The organism is Stenotrophomonas pictorum JCM 9942 (genome assembly GCF_001310775.1).
GTDB lineage: Bacteria > Pseudomonadota > Gammaproteobacteria > Xanthomonadales > Xanthomonadaceae > Stenotrophomonas > Stenotrophomonas pictorum.
Genome location: NZ_BAZI01000021.1, coordinates 1 through 17,138 on the forward strand (window position 1 = coordinate 1; position 17,138 = coordinate 17,138).

9 protein-coding genes and 5 pseudogenes are annotated in these 17,138 nt (G+C 65.0%); 3 read left to right on the forward strand and 11 right to left on the reverse strand.

The window, feature by feature from the left end; all coding sequences use genetic code 11:
- Positions 1 to 423 precede the first annotated feature (423 nt).
- Positions 424 to 1,424, reverse strand: a pseudogene (gene gap, locus JCM9942_RS02705) (type I glyceraldehyde-3-phosphate dehydrogenase).
- A gap of 209 nt (positions 1,425 to 1,633) precedes the next feature.
- Here gap and JCM9942_RS02710 point away from each other — a divergent pair.
- On the forward strand, positions 1,634 to 2,278 hold the full coding sequence (locus JCM9942_RS02710) for an OmpW/AlkL family protein (protein WP_054657438.1): 645 nt from the start codon (positions 1,634 to 1,636) through the stop codon (positions 2,276 to 2,278).
- Positions 2,279 to 2,389: 111 nt separating this feature from the next.
- Positions 2,390 to 3,210, forward strand: a pseudogene (locus tag JCM9942_RS02715) (S1/P1 nuclease).
- A gap of 83 nt (positions 3,211 to 3,293) precedes the next feature.
- Here JCM9942_RS02715 and JCM9942_RS02720 read toward each other — a convergent pair.
- From JCM9942_RS02720 to JCM9942_RS02750, 7 genes and pseudogenes are all read right to left on the reverse strand, one after another.
- The gene (locus tag JCM9942_RS02720) at positions 3,294 to 3,851 is read right to left on the reverse strand and encodes a hypothetical protein (RefSeq protein ID WP_145974264.1); all 558 of its coding nucleotides are present in this window, start codon (positions 3,849 to 3,851) and stop codon (positions 3,294 to 3,296) included.
- Positions 3,852 to 3,862: 11 nt separating this feature from the next.
- Complete coding sequence (locus JCM9942_RS02725) at positions 3,863 to 5,443, reverse strand: TonB family protein (RefSeq protein ID WP_054657442.1); 1,581 nt, start codon at positions 5,441 to 5,443, stop codon at positions 3,863 to 3,865.
- Positions 5,430 to 5,804, reverse strand: coding sequence for a BlaI/MecI/CopY family transcriptional regulator (locus JCM9942_RS02730; RefSeq protein WP_054657444.1), 375 nt, complete (start codon positions 5,802 to 5,804; stop codon positions 5,430 to 5,432). The genes JCM9942_RS02725 and JCM9942_RS02730 overlap by 14 nt, the downstream gene beginning before the upstream one ends.
- A gap of 110 nt (positions 5,805 to 5,914) precedes the next feature.
- Positions 5,915 to 6,781 carry a cation diffusion facilitator family transporter gene (locus tag JCM9942_RS02735; RefSeq protein WP_256202276.1) on the reverse strand — a complete coding sequence of 289 codons (867 nt, stop codon included), beginning with the start codon at positions 6,779 to 6,781 and terminating at the stop codon, positions 5,915 to 5,917.
- Between the two features lie 30 nt (positions 6,782 to 6,811).
- Positions 6,812 to 9,100, reverse strand: a complete 2,289-nt coding sequence (locus JCM9942_RS02740; RefSeq protein WP_054657446.1) for an Orn/Lys/Arg family decarboxylase — start codon at positions 9,098 to 9,100, stop codon at positions 6,812 to 6,814.
- 42 nt (positions 9,101 to 9,142) lie between these two features.
- Positions 9,143 to 10,474, reverse strand: a complete 1,332-nt coding sequence (gene adiC, locus JCM9942_RS02745; RefSeq protein WP_054657448.1) for an arginine/agmatine antiporter — start codon at positions 10,472 to 10,474, stop codon at positions 9,143 to 9,145.
- A gap of 60 nt (positions 10,475 to 10,534) precedes the next feature.
- Positions 10,535 to 11,937: pseudogene (locus JCM9942_RS02750) on the reverse strand (DcaP family trimeric outer membrane transporter).
- 316 nt (positions 11,938 to 12,253) lie between these two features.
- Between JCM9942_RS02750 and JCM9942_RS02755 the strand changes: the two are divergent.
- Complete coding sequence (locus tag JCM9942_RS02755) at positions 12,254 to 13,048, forward strand: autotransporter outer membrane beta-barrel domain-containing protein (RefSeq protein WP_241772622.1); 795 nt, start codon at positions 12,254 to 12,256, stop codon at positions 13,046 to 13,048.
- A 164-nt stretch (positions 13,049 to 13,212) separates the two neighbouring features.
- On the opposite strand, the pseudogene tkt reads toward JCM9942_RS02755, so the two are convergent.
- The 3 genes and pseudogenes from tkt to JCM9942_RS02770 form a co-directional block, all read right to left on the reverse strand.
- Positions 13,213 to 15,216, reverse strand: a pseudogene (gene tkt, locus JCM9942_RS02760) (transketolase).
- A 175-nt stretch (positions 15,217 to 15,391) separates the two neighbouring features.
- Entirely contained in the window at positions 15,392 to 16,699 is a 1,308-nt protein-coding gene (locus JCM9942_RS02765; protein WP_054657452.1) for a dicarboxylate/amino acid:cation symporter, read from the reverse strand.
- A gap of 42 nt (positions 16,700 to 16,741) precedes the next feature.
- Positions 16,742 to 17,138: pseudogene (locus JCM9942_RS02770) on the reverse strand (BatD family protein); the annotation flags it as partial.

Here is a 17,138-nt window from a genome sequence, read left to right on the forward strand (position 1 = left end):
TCGGCGCGAGGGCAGCTTCCAGCACCGCCACCCGGCGCTTGAGCGAGGCCACCGAGACCAGCGCCATCACCAGCAGCACCGGTACCAGCAGTGCCACGGCCAGCAACAACAACCCCACGACCACCAGCGTGTCATCCATTTCCTGTCCCTGTCCCCCGACGGAGGGCCGCCACACCTTATCCGGGTGCGGCGCAAACGGAAACTGCCGGCGCGCGTGGCGAGCGCGTGTGCCGCCAGATCCATACAAGACCGGTCCCGGGCCAGTCCGCCCGGTGACTACCCGGGCAGTCCCCACCCTCGCCGGCCGGGCCTGCGCCACCTCCGGCAGCTTTCCCGCCCGGGCTCCGCGCGGCCTGCTCCGGTTGCGCAGCCAAAACAAAGGGCGCCCGAAGGCGCCCTTTGCTCAGCCCAACACGGTACGGATCAGGCCGCGATCACGCGCACCATTTCCAGGCACTTGTTGGAGTAGCCCCATTCGTTGTCGTACCAGGCCACCAGCTTGACGAAGGTGGTATCCAGCGCGATGCCGGCATCGGCATCGAACACCGAGGTGTGGGTCTCGCCGCGGAAATCGGTGGCCACCACCTTGTCCTCGGTGTAACCCAGGATGCCCTTCAGCGCGCCTTCGCTCTGTGCCTTCACTTCGGCGCAGATCTCGGCGTAGGTGGCTTCCTTCTCCAGCTCGACGGTCAGGTCGACCACCGACACGTCCGAGGTGGGCACGCGGAAGCTCATGCCGGTCAGCTTCTTGTTGAGTTCCGGGATCACCACGCCCACGGCCTTGGCCGCACCGGTGGAGGACGGGATGATGTTCTCCAGGATGCCGCGGCCGCCGCGCCAGTCCTTGTTGGACGGACCATCGACGGTCTTCTGGGTGGCGGTGGCGGCGTGCACGGTGGTCATCAGGCCGCGCTTGATGCCCCACTTGTCATTGATGACCTTGGCCAGCGGGGCCAGGCAGTTGGTGGTGCACGAGGCGTTGGAGATGATGCTCTGCCCGGCGTAGGTCTGGTGGTTGACGCCGAACACGAACATCGGCGTGTCGTCCTTGGACGGGGCCGACAGCAGCACCTTCTTGGCGCCGGCATCGAGGTGCTTCTGCGCGCTGGCCTTGTCCAGGAACAGGCCGGTGGATTCGATCACCACGTCCACGTCCACTTCGTTCCACTTCAGGTTGGCCGGATCGCGTTCCTGGGTCAGGCGGATCTTCTTGCCGTTGACCAGCAGGTGGCCACCCTCGATGGCGACATCCGCGTTGAAGCGGCCGTGCACCGAATCGTACTTGAGCATGTAGGCAGATAGTCCGGCTCCAGCAGATCGTTGATGGCCACGATCTCGATGTCGTCGCCGAAGTTCAGCACTGCCGAACGCAGCACATTGCGCCCGATGCGCCCGAAACCGTTGATGCCGACCTTGATTGCCATGTTCACAAGCTCCTGCAGCCGCAAACCCGTTGCGGCGGGGGTGGAAAGGGGCCGTCATTCTAACAGTAGCCGGTCCCGGTTCCGGTGCGGCAGCAGTGCCCCGCAAATGAGCGCCAGCTGAGTGCAAACGCGTGTTTGATCAGGATCAAAGCGCTACCCGGCCGGCATCCGGACACTGGCGCCACCTCCAACAAGCAATGGAATTACACATGCGCAAGACCTCCGCCCTGCTGCTCTCCAGCCTCGCCGCGGCTATGGCCCTGGCCGCCGCGCCCGCCATGGCCCAGTCCAAGGGCGATTGGACGCTGGGCGTCGGCGTGCACGCGGTTGATCCCACGTCCGACGCCGGTGACCTCAACGGTGCCGCGCTGGGCCTGGGCGCGCTGCCGACCAAGGTGGACAGCGATATCAAGCCGACCGTCACGTTCGAATACTTTGTTGCCGACAACGTGGGCATCGAGGTGCTGGCCGCCCTGCCGTTCAAGCATGAAGTCAGCATCGATGGCGTCGGCAAGGTCGGTGAGACCAAGCATCTGCCGCCGGTGGTCTCGCTGCAGTACCACTTCGCCAACAGCAGCAAGGTCACCCCGTTTGTCGGCCTGGGCGTGAACTACACCAAGTTCTTCGACACCGACAGCAAGGGCGCACTGGATGGCACCAAGCTGAAACTGGAGGATTCCTGGGGCCTGGCCGCCCATGCCGGCCTGGACTACGCCATCAGCGACAAGGGTGCACTGCGCGTGGACCTGCGCTGGGCCGACATCGACACCAAGGTCAAGGTCAATGGCGCCAAGCTGGGCACCGCCAAGATCGATCCGCTGGTCTACGGCGTGGCCTACGTCTTCAAGTTCTGATCCTGCCCCTCCCGGATCACCGCAACGCCCCGGCCCTGGCCGGGGCGTTGTTGTTCCAGCGTCGCCAGATGTGGCAACAGCACCACCTCGCGCAGACGTTAGAATCGGGCCATGAAGAATCTCCCGACCCTGCTGGCCACCGCCAGCCTCGCCCTTCTTGCCAACACCATGGTGGTTTCCGATGCATATGCCTGGGGTGCACAGGGCCACCGGCTGGTCGGCCGGGTCGCCGAAACCGGCCTGAGCCCGACCGCCCGGGCCGAAGTGGACCGCCTGCTTGCCGGCGAACCGGTTCCCTCGCTGGCCGCCATCGCCCCGTGGGCCGACGAACTGCGCGCCAACGATCCCGATCTGGGCAAGCGCTCGGCCAACTGGCACTACGTCAACATGGCCGAAGACGGCTGCGCCTACCAGGCCGCCCGGCATTGCCCGGATGGCAACTGCGTGGTGGAGGCGCTGAAGCAACAGAGCGCCCTGCTGGCCAACCACAAGCTGCCCGATGCAGCACGCCTGCAGGCGCTGAAGTTCGTCGTGCATCTGGTCGGCGACATCCATCAGCCATGCACGCCGGCTACGGCCACGACCGCGGTGGCAACAGCTACCAGCTGCAGTTCAATGATCGCGGCACCAACCTGCATTCGGTGTGGGACAGCGGCATGTTCTACGCCCTGCAGTTGAATGATGACCAGTTCCTGCAACGCCTGCAGGCACTGCCGGCGCCGACCGGCGTCAGCGCACCGCAGCTGCAGCGTGATGCCGGCCAGTGGGCCGAGCAGACCTGCCATATCGCCACCCGCCCGGGACTGTATCCACCCGGTCGCAAGATCGGCGATGCCTATGCCGCGACCTGGCGACCGGTTGCCGAGGCACAGGTCCGTCTGGCTGGTGAACGTCTGGCCGCGTTGTTGAATGCGTTGCTCGACGGGCATTGATGCCGCCTTTGGAACGTCATCTGAACGATCATATTGAAGAAGCCGCGAGCTCCCGCCCGCGGCTTCTTCATTTACGGCGTCCATCAATTCAAATCGCTGCTTCTCCGTACACGCACCCGGCCCTGCGCCACCTCGAAGGTGAAGCCATACAGCAGCGTCACCGGTACCGGCTCCACCTCGGCAGCACCGGCGCAGTTGCCCGGCGCCAACGCTCCCGTGCCCGGTGCGAAGCGGCAGATCGCCGCCGGGTGGAACCTCCACCTCGCCGTGGCATCCAGTGCCGCCTGCAGCAAGGAGGCATGTTCCGCCTCCGCACCGGCCCTGCAGCGGGTGTGCTCAAGCAGCGACTCCGCACGTTCGACGCTCCCGTCAGCCATCACAATCACCCGCACGCACAGCGTGGTGGGTGGCAAGGTCTGACGTTCATAGCCCGGCGGCAAGGTGGGCGATGGCGCCTGCAGGGGCTCCGGCATACGGAACGTTTCAGTGGCGCCCAGCACGTACGGCTCAATCGCTCCGGCACCGCCCTTCTGTTCGGGTGCCAGCAGCTGCCGCCCGATGTTGTAGCTGCCGGCCAGTTCCCCGTCTGCCACCGGTCGCGTGGCGCAGCCTGCCAGCAGTAACACCAATGCCCCCGTCATGAGCCGCACAATCAGCCTCCCGTGCTTTCTTCGGTATGCGTGGCGCTCTCATCCAGGTCAAACCAGACCGGTACGCGCACCGCGCCAGCAACGGCCTGGCCATCTTTCTGCGCCGGGTTGAATTTCCACTGCCGTGCGGCTTCCACCGCGGCCGTATCGAATACTCCCTCCGGCTGTGAGGTTTCGACCTTTACATCTGTGGGCTGCCCTTCCGCATCCACCTCGATCCGCAGCACCACCTTGCCGCTGACGCCGTTCTCGAATGCAGCCTTGGGGTACACCGGTGGCGTCATGCGATCGGTCGTCGGATCGTTCTCTCCGGCTTCCGGCTCGACCGAAATCTTTCCTGACGACGCGGCTTTCGAGCTGCCGCCAACCTCGTCGGTTTGAAGCTTCAGTGCCAGCAACGAGCTGCCACCACGGGTCGTGACTTCGACAGCAGCCATCTTGCCTGCCGCCACCAGCAGTTCCGGCGAAGACACCAACACCCCATCGGCCTTCAGCGTGCCCTGCAAGTGCAGCTTTCCAGCCTCCGCAGGCACCACAGTGAACTCGGCATCCCATTTCACCCCGTTGGCCGACTCCAGCGTGAAAGCGAACGGCTTGCCTACTGGCTGATGCAGTTCGAACTGCTGCTGCGTTCCATCGGCATCGGCCTGTACCCGCGTTGCGTAGACGGCGCCGGCCTCAGTCATCGCCGCCGTTCCAGGCTGTGCAGCCCAGGCGGTGTAGCCCACGCCACCGCAAAGTCCTGCAGACAACACCACCATCGCCAACCACTGCTTCTTCCCCGGTACCGGACGCTCCAACATGGCAATACGCTCCTTCAATGGATGCTGGTTCTGCCAGTGGCACCCCACCGGCAACGGAGACAGCGCCAGCCCGGTCTTGAGCATGGCGTTGCCATAACTGCGACGTGCACCTGCGGTATGGGCGATGACGCGTTCATCGCAGGAAAGCTCCTGATCCTCCCGACACCGCCGCACGGCTGGCCCGAGCAACGGGTTGAACCAGTACACGCATTGCAGCAGTGCCAAGGCGGCATTCACCCAGAGGTCGCCACGGCGCAGATGCAGCTGCTCATGCAGCATCACCAGCTCGCGCTCCTCGGCGTTGTAACGCTGCTCGAAGTCGGCCGGCACCACAATCCGGGGCCTCAGCACACCGACTATCGCCGGCAACCCGGCGACAGTTTGCGCCTGCCAGTGGCCATCGTCGCGTTGGGTGAGCGAACCCAGCCCACGCATGAAGTGACGCTGCTGCCACAGCAACCACACCGCCATCAGCAGCGCACCAGCCAGCCACAGCGCCAACCAGCCCGGCACTCCTTCGGATAGTGCCGCTGCGGCATCGGGAATGGTCTGGCCCACCTGCACGGCCATGTCGGTCGCGGCCATTGGCACCGTCGTCAATCGCGGCGCGGGCAGCCATACCGCGAACAAGGCTGCCGGCACCATCAACCACATCAGATACGCGGCACTGGCACCGAGCCAATTGCGAACTGCCCCTCGCAACAGCAGTACCACTACCATCGCCGCGCTGGTGGCGACGGCTCCTTCCAGCAATCCCGCCAGAAAATCAGCGCTGCTCATCGTCGAGGTCCTCCAGCAGTTTGCGCAGCTCGGCAACGTCGTCGCGGCTCAATCGCCGATGCTGGCTGAAATGCGCTACCAGCGGCGCAACACGTCCCTCGAACAGGCGTTCGATCAGGCTGCTGCTTTCCTCCAGCACCCAGGTGTCGCGTTGCACCAGCGGCGAATACAGATAACGACGGCCATCCTTCTGCGCGGCGATGGCGCCCTTGTTGAGCAGACGATTGAGCAGGGTCTTGACTGTCGCCTCGGCCCATTCGTTGCCGCCGGGAAGGCGCGCGATCACTTCTTCGGCGGACAACGGATGCTGACCCCACAACACCTCCATCACCACCGCCTCGGCTTCACTGATCTGGACCATCGTTTACGCCTGTAATTTTTTTCGATTACACGCGTAAACAAAATCCCTGTCAAGCGCAACGCCACCGGCACCAAGCTAGGTCCACCCCGGATCGGAGGTGAAGTCGATGGTCAGCCAGAATCCGGCGTCGCGGGCGCCCAGGCGGGTGGCGATCTCGTCGCGCAGCCGGTCCACTTCGCTGATCGAGCCGAAGCTCCACTGCGGGCGGGTGAGGATGTGGATCTCGACGAACTGCATGCGTCCCATCTTGGCCACATGGCTGCTGAAGCCGGAGAAGCCATGCTCGGCGACAAAGGCTCCATCACCTGCCTGACCCGCCCATCCAGCTCCGGCGGCGCCACCTGCAACACCTCGCGCATCGCCTTCCAGGTCGTGTGCAACGGCAGCGGCAACACCGCCAGGCAGATGCCGGCCAGCACCAGCGAATCCAGGTACGGCACCAGCCACTGCCGGTCACCGCCACTGAGCAGCGTGGCGAGCAGGAATGCGCCCAGCACCGCCAGGCTCATCATGCCGCTCAGGAACCAGGCCCGTGCATCCAGGCTCAGCAAGGCCGACTGCAGCTGCCGGGCCTTGGCGCTGACGTAGAGGGACATCACCAGATTCACCACGCTCAGCAGCGCCGACCAGAACAGGGCGATGCCCAGCTTGACCTCATGCCCGCCAGTGGTCAGGCCGATCACCGCGTTGGCCAGCGCGTAGATGCAGGCCAGCGACAGGATCGCCCCGCCCATCGCCTCGACCATCGGCTCCAGGTGCCAGTAGCCGTACTGGAAACGGGAGCTGCCCTCGCGCGCGACCAGCCGCAGCACCGACAGCGCCACCAGGGTCAGTGCCACGTCCACCAGGCTGTAGACGCCATCGAACAGCACCGCCTGCGAGCCGGCGAGCAGGCCACCGAAGAAGCCGGAGGCACTGACCCCGACCGTCACGCCAATGGACAATTTCAGAATGCGCTGCTCTTGGCTTGTGTCCATGGGCGTCCATGACGGCGGGGCTGGCCGGGTTCAGCCCTTCAATACTTCTACTTTATAGGTGGCGATGCCGCCTTCACGCTCGATGATCAGGCCGTGGACATCGGACTCGAATCCCGGGAAGCGGACGTTCTGCTCGCGGGCGATCCGCAGGGACTGGATGATCGGATCATTGGTCCGGCCAAACCGCTCACCGGGCATGATCGTGGGGATGCCCGGGGGATAGGGAACCAGCATGGTGCCGGCCACGCGTCCGCTCACCTCCTCGATATCCACCCGCTCGATATCACCCCGCACCAGATGGTCGTAGGCCTCGGCCGGTGTCATCACCGGCTCGGGGAGTTCCACGTACATCTCCTTCATCACCCTGGCGACTTCGAACTCGGCATTGAACGTGTGCAGGGCCTGGCACAGGTCCCGCAATCCCCAGCCCGCATAGGCGTGCGGATACGCCGCGGCCAGCGTCGGCAGGGCCTGCGACAACGGGGCGTTGCTGTCATAGAGCTGCTTGAAGGCCATCAGCTCGGTGACCAGCGTGCTCCACTTGCCCTTGGTCACACCCATCGAGAACAGGAACAGCACCGAGTAGAGGTTGGTCTTCTCCACGGTGATACCGCGCGTCCACAGGAACCGGCTGAGAACCGCGGCAGGAATGCCGTTCCGCTCCATATGGCCGTCCATCGCCAGCCCCGGGGTGAGCAGCGTGACCTTGATCGGATCGATCAGCACATAGTCGTCGACCAGCCCCTCGAAGCCATGCCAATGCTCGCCCTTCTGCAGATACCACTGCGAACGCCCGGCGATCTCCGGCGCGGGGCCCTGCTCCTTCGCCAATGCGCGTTCCACCCCGGCGGGCTGCCACACCTTGAACCACCACGTGTCATGGCCCAGATCCTGCTGCACGTGCAACATCGCATGGCGGAACGCGATGGCCTCATCGTGCATCTCCTGCACCAGCGACTGGCCGGCCGAACCGGTCATCATCCGCGACGCCACATCGCAGGAGGCGATGATGCCGTAGTGCGGGCTGGTACTGGTGTGCATCATGAAAGATTCATTGAACCTGGCCACATCCAGATCGCGATTGGCCGAGTTGCGCACATGGATCATCGATGCCTGCGAGAACGCGGCCAGCAGCTTGTGCGTGGAATGGGTGGTGAAGATGATCGCGTCCTGCTCGCGCGCCTTTCCCTTGGCCATGCCGTAGTGGTTCTCATAAAACGGATGGAAGGCGGCATAGGCATACCAGGCCTCGTCGAAGTGCAGGAACTCCACCGTGCTGCCGATGGCCAGGGCGATGCGCTCGGCGTTGTAGCACAGCCCGTCATAGGTGGAATTCGTCACCACCGCGATACGCGGCTTGATGCCCTTTTTCCAGGCGGCCCGGGCCACGGGATTGGCATCGATCGCCGCCGCCATGTTCGCCTTGTCGAACTGGTCCAGACCGATCGGACCGATGATGCCGTGCGCGTTGCGGCTGGGACGGAAATACACCGGAATGCCGCCGGTCATCACCAGCGAATGCAGCAACGATTTGTGGCAGTTGCGATCGACGAACACGATATCGCCGCGGGCCACAGTGCCATGCCAGACGATCTTGTTGGCGGTCGAGGTGCCATTGGTGACGAAGAAGGTGTGGTCGGCGCCGAAGTTCCGAGCCGCCTCGGCTTCGGCGTCCTTGATCGGACCGGTATGGTCCAGCAGCGATCCCAGCTCGGGCACGGAGATGGAAAGATCGCTGCGCAACGTGTTCTCACCGTAGAACTGGTGGAACGCGCGGCCCACGGGAGACTTGGTGAAGGCCACGCCACCGGCATGGCCCGGGGTATGCCATGAATAGCTGCTCTCGGCCGCATGGTGGATCAGCGCCTTGAAGAACGGCGGCAGCAGCTTGTCCATGTAGGATTCGGCCGCGCGCATCACCTGCCTGGCGATGAAATTCTTGGTGTCCTCGAACAGGAACACGTAACCGTGGATGTGCCGGAGCAGTTTGCTGGGCACCTTCTCGATGGTCCGCCGTTCGCCATAGAGGAACACCGGCAGGCCCTTCCGTCGCGCGCTCTGTTCATGCAGGAACGTCTCCAGCCGCTGGAACTGGTCGGGCGTATCTTCGGTCCCGTCGATGGAAATGAGCACCGCCGATGCGGCGATATAGGTTCTCGCGCCGGCCTGGGCATCGGCCAGGGTCAAGCCTGTCAGCACGCGCTGGTCCGTCTTGCGCAGTTCATCAACCAGCTCCCGGATCAGGATCCCGCCAATCCGCGGCGACTCGTAATCGTCATCGATGACGACGATGGGATAGTCCAACGACTTGAAGTACATGATTGTCTCCTGCATCGGGAAAATGAAGCCGGGGAAGGAACGTCACTTGCCTGCCGGAGGCAGCATCTCGTTGCGCTGCTGCCGGCGCTGTTCGCTGAAGAACGGATAGAACACGGTGATGAACAGCACGAACAGGAAGGCGTACTGGACGATGTTCCCCGCCGATCCGTAGATCGCCCACAGGCAATACACCACGGTCACGCTGGTCAGCGTCCAGAACGCGCCGGTGTGGACGATGGTGTGCGACCGCTCGACCACGAAATAGCAGGCCACGCAGGAATAGATATACGGCAGCAGCGTCAGCACCACGGCCGCGGAGGTGATGACATCGAACTGCGCCGATGCGGTCTCCGAGGTCGAGGTCAGCAGCACCGCACTGGTCATCAGCAGCGCGACCACGAGGATGCCCTTGACCGGCACATCCTGGTCGTTGGTACGCCGGAAGATGGACGGGAACAGGCCGTCATCGGCCGCGGCCTTGGCACTTTGCGCGGTCAGCAGGATCCAGCCCCCCAGCGAGCCAGCCGCGCCGAGGAATGCGCACAGGCTCACCACCCCGCCGCCCCAGCCACCCACCGCCTTGGCCGCAGCCAGGGCGAACGGAGCATCGGAGGTCTGCAGCTCGGCATTGGGAACCATGCCCATGATCACCGAGGAGCTGGCGATGTAGGCGACCGCGGCGAGAAATACGCCGGCCAGTGTTGCCCGCGCCACGTTCTTCTCCGGATTCTCGACCACGCCGGCCGTGACCGAGGCGGACTCCACCCCGATGAACGCCCACAGCGTCAGTGCTGCGGCACTGGAGACAGCACCGAAGTTGGATTTTCCCGAGACGTTGTAGGCGCCTTTGAAAATCTCCATGTCGAAGAAGAACCAGCCGAAGATCGCGATGCCCAGGATCGGAACCAGCGCGAAGCTGGTGGTGACGGTCTGCAGCCGGGTGACGAACTGCGGGCCGATGACATTGGCGTAGCTCAACCCCCACACCAGGATCAGCACCGCGATGCAGCGCACCACCGGATCGGACAGGATCGGAAAGAAGTAGCTGAAATAGCCCACCGCCGCGATCGGGATGGCGACATTGCCGATCCAGTTGGCGAACCAGTAGATGGTGTTGGTCTGGAAACCCATGTACGGGCCGAACCAGTCACGCGCATAGGCATAAGGGCCACCGGCCTGCGGTGCCATCTTGCCGAGCTTGGCGAACACGAACGCCAGCAGCAGCGCACCGGCCGTGGTCACCAGCCAGCCCCAGATGGAGGCGGTACCGATCTTCGCCAGGCTGGACGGAAGCAGGAACACGCCCGACCCCATCATGTTGCCGGCGACCAGGAAGGTGGCCCCGACGACACCGATCTTCTTTCCTGTTGCCATGACGACACTCCTTCTGGGTGGATGTCGCCCCGCAGCCGAGGCAACAAGGGGGAAGTGGCTCTATTTGATGAAGTTGTATTGCAGGCTTCCCTGCAGCCGCAGCGCATCGGCGCGGGCGCCGTCCTGCTGCTGCAACCGCCCGTAAAGCAGCTCCATGCCCATGATCCACGAGGGCGCCGGGCTCCAGATCAGGTTGAAGGCGCCGTACTGGCTGCGCCGGAACGCGGTGCTGGAAAGTCCGGGATCACGCTCCAGACGCAGATCGCCGTAGACCAGGTTCGATCGCCACAGCGAGGACCAGTAGTGCGTGTAGGCGACATAGCCGCCATGCACGCCAAGCACCTGCAGACGCCCGTCCGCATCGACAACGCCATCCAGATCCGAGCCGCTGATGTCGGCCACATAGCGGCTGATACCGCTGCCCGCCACCGCGCCGAACAGCAGCAGATCCTGCCCGGACAACGACAGCGAACCGGAGAACGACAGCCCAGCGCCGAACACGTCATCCTTTCCGCTGTCGTGGCGATAGCCCAGTCCGCGCCCCAGGGCCGCCAGCTGCAGATGACCCCAGTCGCGCTCCATCCGTGCGGCGATGCTGACATCGGGAAAGCGGTTGGAGATGCTGGCGTCCGCTCGCGCCGGGGTCAGCTGGCCATCGGGATCTTCGGCCGCCACCGTCAGCGTGTTTCCCCTGCCCAGCGAGAAGCTGTGGTGCACGCCGGCCACCAGCAGGTACGCGGCGCCGCCCGGGCCCTCGAAGTCCAGCGTGTCCGGCAACGCGTCGGCATCCATGAAACTGGAATAGCCGTAGCCCGCATAGGTGTTGCCCAGCTGTCCGTAGGCGTGGCGCAGCCGGAATTCATAGCCCTCGCGCTGCCGAAAAAATCGTTCTCCAGATAGAAACGGAGATTTCCCTTGGTAGTCGGGCGCCGCGCCTCAAAGCTGAAGCGCGTCTGCCGCGCATGCAGATTGAAACGGGAGGTGTCGTGACGATCGGTGCCCACGGGAATCGTGGAAGTCACGAATTGGTTCTCATCGCCGGCATTGCGCGCATCGGCAATCGCATCGAGCTTGGCATAGCCGCCCAGCCGGAACAGGGTCCGGGTGCCTGGGATAGGAATGAAGCCGCCCAGTTCCGGCTCGGTGGGCGACATCGCGTTGTCGTAGCGGGATGCCGCCGCCGACGGATCGGAAACCGATTCGCGCATCGGCAGGGGGCTGCGTTCCACCGTCCCGGTGTCTGCAACCTGTTGCGCGGGAGCCCGCACCACCTGTTCGCGCTCCGGTGAGGCCGTGCGTTGGCTGTCGTTTTCCTCCAGTACCGCCAGACGCTCATTAAGGGCCTGGAGCGTGCGCTGTACGTGCTCGATCTCGGCCCTCAATCCCTGGACCGTATCCTGCCCGTGGGCCGCCGGGACGCAGCCTGCCAGAACGATTCCCGCGAGCAATGGGTTCCGCTTCATCATCGGATCCTGGTGCGCCATGCAGAAAAAGCCGCACATCGCATGCCGCAGACGCAACACGCCCGATCACAAGGAAGCGGCATCACCATGCCAATGCGCGCGGCTATTGATACGCCGCACGCATGATGGCCTCGTGAAATAGCGTTACTGCGCGGGCCACCATCATCTTGATGACTGCGTGCATGGGCCGGTTGCGGCCCGGTTGTACCGCGCCAGCATTCGCCAACTGCCCGGTACATGATCCGAACGCGGCAGGTCACCGCCCCGATACTGCGCGCAACGCCCAAGGCACGTTTGGCCTGCTGTCCTGTTGCATGTGCGCGGTGACGGCAACGCCGCCGAGCTGGTGCAACACCGCCACGGTCTGGTCCTCGGCAGCGACCGGGCCGTCGGCGATGACTGGCATATTGGCGGCGCACTGGGCTACAGCGACGCGGATATCGACATCGATGACCGTCAGTCCGAGGCCGATATCCGCAGTTACAGCGGGGCGCTGTTCGGCGGAAGGTCGTTCCAGGCCGGCAGCGGCCCGCTCGCTCTGCTGGGCGGCGCGATCCACACCCGGCACAACATCGACACCCGTCGTCATACCCGCGTGGCCGATGCGCCGCAGCGACTCACGGCCGGCTATGGCGGCCACACCACCGAGCTGTTCATCGAACTGGGCTACGTCATTGCCCTTTCGCCGCGCAGCTCCCTCGCCCCGTTTGTCGGGCTGGGCTGGAGCGAAGTGCGTACATCCGGCTTCACCGAAGCGGGCGGCTCGGCGGCATTGACCGGGCAACGCACGCACGACACGCAGAGCAGCAGCGCCCTGGGCCTGCGTGGACAGACCGAAGTGGTGCTCGGGCAAACCAGGGGTCTGCTGAAGGCAACCCTCGGCTGGCAGCATGCGTTTGGTGAGCGGGGCGCATCCCGGACCCTGGCCTTTGCGGGCGGCCAAGCGTTTACCGTGGCCAGCGTTCCGTTGGCCCGCGATGCCGCGATAGTCGAACTGGGCGCCGATCTGCAGATTACCCCGTCCACCACCCTGGGCCTGGGCTACAGCGGCCAGTTCGCCAGCGGCAACCGGGAGCACCGCGGCGTGCTGAGCCTGCAGTGGCACTTTTGAGCCAGGCGCGGCACACCCGCGCTGGCCATCGCCGGCCCTGGACGGAGCTGCCGCAGCACCCATCATGACAAGTGCCGCCCGGCCAAAGCCACTCGCCGGGGCGCCACAACAAGAAAAGGCCGGGGAGTTCCCGGCCTTTTACATAGCTCAAACCGCAGCGGCGATTACTTGCCGACCTGCGCCTTGGCCGCCGCGACCACCGCCTCGGTGGTGATGCCGAAGTGCTTGTACAGCTGGTCGGCCGGAGCCGAGGCACCGAAGCTGTCCAGGCCGATCACCGCACCGTCCAGACCGACGTAGGCACGCCAGAAACCCGTGACGCCGGCTTCCACCGCCACGCGGGCGCGGATGGCGTTGGGCAGCACCGATTCGCGGTAGGCCGCGTCCTGGCGGTCGAACACGTCGGTGGACGGCATCGACACCACGCGGGTCTTGATCCCGGCCGCGTCCAGCTCGGCCTTGGCGGCCATCGCCAGACCCACTTCCGAACCGGTACCGATCAGGATCACATCCGGGGTACCGGCCGCGTCGGCCAACACATAGCCGCCGCGTTCGATCTGCTTGACCTGCTCGGCGCTGCGCGCCTGGGCCGGCAGATTCTGGCGGCTGAACACCAGGCAGCTCGGGCCATCCTTGCGGGTGATCGCCGCCTTCCAGCTGACCGCCGATTCGGCCGCATCACACGGGCGCCACACATCGTTGTTGGGGATGTAGCGCAGCGAGGCCAGGTGCTCGACCGGCTGGTGGGTCGGGCCGTCTTCGCCCAGACCGATCGAGTCGTGGGTGAACACGTGGATGACCTGCGCCGGGATCAGCGCACTCATGCGCAGCGCGTTGCGGGCGTAGTCGCTGAACACCAGGAAGGTGGCGTCGAACGGCAGGAAACCGCCGTGCAGGGCCAGGCCATTGGCGATGGCGCTCATGCCGAACTCACGCACGCCGTAGTGCACGTAGTTGGCATCGGGGTCTTCGCCGACCACGGTCTTGCTGGCCTTCCACAGGGTCAGGTTGGAACCGGCCAGATCGGCCGAACCACCGATGATTTCCGGCAGCAGCGGCGCGAACGCTTCAATGGCGTTCTGCGAGCCTTGCGCGAGGCGATGTTCGGCGCTTCGGCCTGCACCTTGGCGATGTAGGCATCGGCCTGGGCGATGAAATCTTCCGGCAGCTCGCCATGCGAACGACGGGTCAGCTCTTCGGCCTGGGCCGGGAACTGCGCGGCGTACTTGTCGAACTGCTGTTCCCATTCGGCTTGGCGCAGGGTGCCGGTACCGCCGGCACGCCAGCCGGCGTAGATCGCTTCGGGGATCTCGAACGGACCGTATTCCCAGCCAGCGCCTTGCGGGTGGCTTCCAGCTCGTCCTTGCCCAGCGGTGCGCCGTGGCTGGATTCCTTGCCGGCCTTGCTCGGCGAGCCAAAACCGATGGTGGTCTTGCAGCAGATCAGGGTCGGCTTGTCGGCCTGCGACAGCGCCGCATCGATACCGGCCTTGATGCTTTCCGGATCGTGCCCATCCACGCCCCGCACCACGTTCCAGCCATAGGCCTCGAAACGCTCGGGCGTGTTGTCGGTGAACCAGCCTTCCACTTCACCGTCGATGGAGATGTTGTTGTCATCCCAGAAGCAGACCAGCTTGCCCAGGCCCCAGGTGCCGGCCAGCGAGGCGGCTTCGTGCGAAACGCCCTCCATCAGGCAGCCGTCGCCCAGGAACACCCAGGTGCGGTGGTCGACGATTTCGAATTCGGGCCGGTTGTAGCGCTGTGCCAGCAGCTTCTCGGCCAGTGCGAAACCCACCGCGTTGGCCAGACCCTGGCCCAGTGGACCGGTGGTGGTTTCCACGCCGGGGGTTTCGTGGTGTTCCGGGTGACCGGCGGTCTTGCTGCCCAGCTGGCGGAACGCCTTGAGCTGCTCGATCGGCAGGTCGTAGCCGCTCAGGTGCAGCAGTGCGTACTGCAGCATCGAGCCGTGGCCGTTGGACAGGACGAAGCGGTCGCGGTTGAACACTTCGGATTGTTCGGGTTGTGGCGCAGATAGTCATTCCACAGCACTTCGGCGATGTCGGCCATGCCCATCGGCATGCCGGGATGACCGGAGTTGGCGGCTTGGACCGCATCGGCGGCGAGGAAACGGATGGCGTTCGCCAACTGGCGGCGGGTGGGCTGCGTCATGGTTCGTCGTGTCGGGAGGCTCCCGCGGAGCTGCGGGCGGCCTATTGTCCCACAGAGCACCCGGCCGGTCAGGCCGGAACCCGGCACTGTCAGTGATGAAATCCGCTTGTTTCACAATGTGGAACGGCCGCCCTTCACAGAGCGGCCGTTCATTCATATCTGCGGCAGCCGCCGATCAGTCGCGGGGGTGGTGGCGACCGACGGTTTCGTCGCTTTCGCCGCGTGCCACCAGCGTGGTCAGGGCCAGATCGCCGGTCACGTTCAGCGCCGTGCGGCACATGTCCAGGAAATGGTTGACGCCCAGGATCAGGCCGATGCCGACCGGATTGACGCCGACCATGGCACAAATCAGCGCCACCACCGGCAGCGAGCCCGACGGCACGCCGGCGGTGCCGATACCGCCCAGGATGCAGACCACCATCACCATGAACTGCTGGCCGATGCTCAGGTCCACGCCGAAGAACTGGGCCAGGAAGATCACCGTGACGCCCTCGAACAGCGCGGTGCCGTTCTGGTTGGCGGTGGCACCCACGGTCAGCACGAAGCGCGAGACCTTGCGCGGGAAACCCATCTGGTCGGCCACGCGCATGGCCGTTGGCAGGGTCGCGTTGGACGAGGCGGTGGAGAACGCCATCAAGGTGGCCTCCTGGGTCTGCCGGAAGAACTGCAGCGGCGAGCGGCCAGCCAGCTTCACCGCGATGCCGTAGCTGATGAACATGTGCAACGCCAGCGCCAGCACCACCACCCCGACGTAGGCGCCCAGTTTGACCAGCAGGCCGAAGCCGAAGATCGCGGCCAGGTTGAACATGAAACAGGCCACCGCATACGGCGCCAGGCGGATGACCAGATTGATCAGGGTCATCGAGATCTCGAACAGACCCTCGATCGCCTTGCGCAGCGTGGCCACTTTTTCCGCCGGCGAGAGCACCATGCCGATGCCCAGCATCAAGGCGAAGAACATCAGCGACAGGATCTTGCCGTTGTCGGCGGCAGCAGCCAGCACGTTGTTGGGGACAATGGACAGCAGCATTTCCAGGCCCTTGGGCTGGGCGCCGACCCCGGCCACGATCTCCCTGCTGCGCTCGGCGTTCTCGGCCAGCAGCTGTGCGGCCACTGCCGGGTCCACGCCGGCACCGGGCTTGAGCACATTGACCAGCACCAGACCGATCAGCACCGCCACGCCGGACAGCACGATGGTGTAGGCCAGCGACTTCCAGCCGATGCGCCCCAGCGCGCGGATATCGCCCATCTCCGACACGCCCATCACCAGCGCCGAGAAGATCAGCGGCACGATGAGCATGAAGATCAGGTTGAGGAACAGCCCCGAAACCGGCGTGGTCAGGTAGCTGGTGACCAGATGCACCCAGGACGCCCCGGGACTCAGCATGTGCACAAGCAGGCCAAGCAGCAGACCGATACCGAAGCCGATCCCGATCTTCCAGTGGAACGGCATGCTGGCGGGGGTCTTTGCTGCATTGACCATAGGTATATGTCTCTCCGATGAAGGGGGCAGCTTAGCAGAGGCCTACGGCTGCCTTTTTCCGCGCGTCTGCGGGTAAAGAGGGTCGAGCAGCGGCTTCTCCGCCACCTCCCGCACCCGCCAGCGCGGCCCCTGCCGGAACACCTCGCGCAGCCGCGCCCGTGCCAGGACGATATCGCCCTGGCCTGCCCAGCGCGCCCGTTGCATACGCTCCAGCGCCTGCCGCTGGTCGGCATCCTCCAGTTCGGCCAGCAACGCATCCAGGCTGTCGACCCCGGCCATGGCGAGCAGGATATGGACCACTTCTTCCAGCCCGCCAGCATCGAGCGCACGGCGCAGATCGGCTTGGCTGTAGCGTGTGCCAGGCGCCGGCGACGACAGCGCGGCGGCGGTTTCCGGCGGTGCAAGCGGGCGTTTGCGCAGCAGCGCCCACACCAGCGTC

Bases quoted from the DNA above. Each gene is read 5' to 3' on its own strand.
- adiC (WP_054657448.1), bottom strand. From the start codon at position 10,474: ATGGCAACAGGAAAGAAGATCGGTGTCGTCGGGGCCACCTTCCTGGTC.
- JCM9942_RS02735 (WP_256202276.1), bottom strand. From the start codon at position 6,781: ATGGACACAAGCCAAGAGCAGCGCATTCTGAAATTGTCCATTGGCGTG.
- JCM9942_RS02720 (WP_145974264.1), bottom strand. From the start codon at position 3,851: ATGACGGGGGCATTGGTGTTACTGCTGGCAGGCTGCGCCACGCGACCG.
- JCM9942_RS02725 (WP_054657442.1), bottom strand. From the start codon at position 5,443: ATGAGCAGCGCTGATTTTCTGGCGGGATTGCTGGAAGGAGCCGTCGCC.
- JCM9942_RS02710 (WP_054657438.1), top strand. From the start codon at position 1,634: ATGCGCAAGACCTCCGCCCTGCTGCTCTCCAGCCTCGCCGCGGCTATG.
- JCM9942_RS02740 (WP_054657446.1), bottom strand. From the start codon at position 9,100: ATGTACTTCAAGTCGTTGGACTATCCCATCGTCGTCATCGATGACGAT.
- JCM9942_RS02765 (WP_054657452.1), bottom strand. From the start codon at position 16,699: ATGGTCAATGCAGCAAAGACCCCCGCCAGCATGCCGTTCCACTGGAAG.
- JCM9942_RS02730 (WP_054657444.1), bottom strand. From the start codon at position 5,804: ATGGTCCAGATCAGTGAAGCCGAGGCGGTGGTGATGGAGGTGTTGTGG.